Annotated in this window: 2 protein-coding genes and 2 pseudogenes; all 4 read left to right on the top strand. The window is 50.0% G+C overall.

The window, feature by feature from the left end; translation table 11 throughout:
- Positions 1-358 (top strand): annotated as a pseudogene (locus BFF42_RS15705) (DUF968 domain-containing protein); the annotation flags it as partial.
- Positions 359-370: 12 nt separating this feature from the next.
- Complete coding sequence (locus tag BFF42_RS15710; RefSeq protein ID WP_000904114.1) at positions 371-745, top strand: RusA family crossover junction endodeoxyribonuclease; 375 nt, start codon at positions 371-373, stop codon at positions 743-745.
- Positions 742-1563, top strand: coding sequence for an antitermination protein (locus tag BFF42_RS15715; protein ID WP_000762934.1), 822 nt, complete (start codon positions 742-744; stop codon positions 1561-1563). Before BFF42_RS15710 ends, BFF42_RS15715 begins: the two co-directional genes overlap by 4 nt.
- Before the next feature lie 226 nt (positions 1564-1789).
- Positions 1790-2003: pseudogene (locus BFF42_RS15720) on the top strand (hypothetical protein).
- Positions 2004-2024: the final 21 nt, after the last annotated feature.

Here is a 2024-nt window from a genome sequence, read left to right on the forward strand (position 1 = left end):
CATCATCCAGGATAAGGCGAAAAAGGTGCTGGCGCTGAAAGTGGATCCGGAGTCGCCGGAGTCTTTTATGTTACGCCCAAAACGTCGCCGCTGGGTTAACGAGAAATACACACGCTGGGTGAAGACACAGCCGTGTGCGTGTTGTGGTAAGCCAGCCGACGATCCCCATCACCTGATTGGTCATGGTCAGGGCTGAATGGGGACAAAATCTCACGATATTTTCACGCTACCGCTGTGTCGGGAGCATCACAACGAGCTTCATGCGGATCCTCTGGCGTTCGAAGAAAAGCATGGTTCTCAGGTTGATTTAATTTTTCGTTTTCTTGATCACGCCTTTGCAACTGGCGTGCTTGGGTAAAAGAGGTGACTGATGCTCATAGATTTGGTTTTACCTTACCCGCCGACGGTGAACACTTACTGGCGACGCCGTGGCAGCACATATTTTATCTCGGAGGAGGGAAAGCGTTATCGCCGGGCTGTGGCGCTTATTGTTCGCCAGCAGCGGCTGAAATTAAGCCTGTCCGGAAGGCTGGCGATAAAGGTGATTGCAGAGCCACCGGATAAGCGTCGTCGCGACCTGGACAATATCCTGAAAGCACCGCTGGATGCGCTGACGCATGCGGGAGTGTTAATGGACGATGAGCAGTTTGATGAAATCAATATCGTTCGTGGTCAGCCAGTATCTGGTGGACGTATGGGGGTGAAGATTTACCCCATAATGCATGAAGAGCAGGTCAAAAAATGAAACTGGAAGATTTACCGAAATACTACTCCCCAAAATCCCCTAGCCTGACCGATGCATCGGCCTCAACGTCAAAAGATGCGCTGAGTATCACTGATGTGATGGCCGCGCAGGGCATGACACAGAATCGGGCTGAGATGGGGTTTTCTGCGTTCCTGGGGAAAATGGGCATCAGTATGAATGACAGGGCGCGGGCAACAGAATTACTGGCAGATTATGCACTCAGTCGGTGCGATCGTGTAGCGGCGTTGAGAAAACTTCCGGCAGAAATAAAACCGGTAGTGATGCGCATTATGGCTTCGTATGCGTTTGAAGATTATGCCCGTAGCGCGGCGAGCAAAAAACAGTGCCCCTGCTGTCACGGAAAAAAATTTATTGAAAGCGAGGTTTTTACAAACAAGATCCAGTATCCGGATGGTAAGCCACCAGTGTGGGCAAAGTGCACAAAAGGCGTGTATCCGTCTTACTGGGAAGAATGGAAAAAAGTCAGGGAGGTGGTAAAAGTTGCCTGTCCGGAGTGTGGCGGAAAGGGTGAGGTTTCCACCGCCTGTAAGGATTGCCGTGGGCGTGGTGTCGCCATTCATCGTGAAGAGTCGGTAAAACGTGGTATGCCTGTTATCAGAGACTGCCAGCGTTGTGGTGGTCGTGGCTGTGAAAGACTACCATCAACGGAGGCATTTAATGCCATATGCAAAGTGACGAGTGCTATCACGCTTGATACGTGGAAAAAATCAGTGAAACGCTTTTACGATACGTTGGTGGTTCGGTTTGACATTGAAGAGGCATGGGCGGAGCGGCAGTTAAAGAGGGTAACGCGATAGTGTTGTTGATTTTTCCCGAATCTGTGGTAAATTTGCTCTAATGATGGGCGTTTTATGCCTGACGTTAGAAGATTTTTTACACCCCGCCGCCTGGCGGGTTTTTTATGACTGAAATCGCGTCAGTACAGTAAACGCGCTGGTGGCGGTGAATACCTGTCTTTCAGCTTGCTGGCTTTTTCGACAAGAGTTATTGGTGTGTCACGTTAACCGGAAAAGGGAAAAAGACATGCTAAAACAGCAGGATATGACAGAAACCGCCAGAGTGGTGTTTAATGAATTAAGCGTTACCGAACCGGCGACAGTCGGGGAGATAGCGCAGAATACTTACCTTTCACGCGAACGCTGCCAGTTAATACTGACCCAGCTGGTTATGGCGGGTCTGGCAGACTATCAGTTCGGTTGTTACAGACGCCTTCCGCAGTGAAGGCTTTTTATTGTAGTAAGGCGGCTGTGGTGTTAGG

Source organism: Shigella sp. FC1661, from assembly GCF_001712525.1.
GTDB classification, from domain to species: domain Bacteria; phylum Pseudomonadota; class Gammaproteobacteria; order Enterobacterales; family Enterobacteriaceae; genus Escherichia; species Escherichia coli.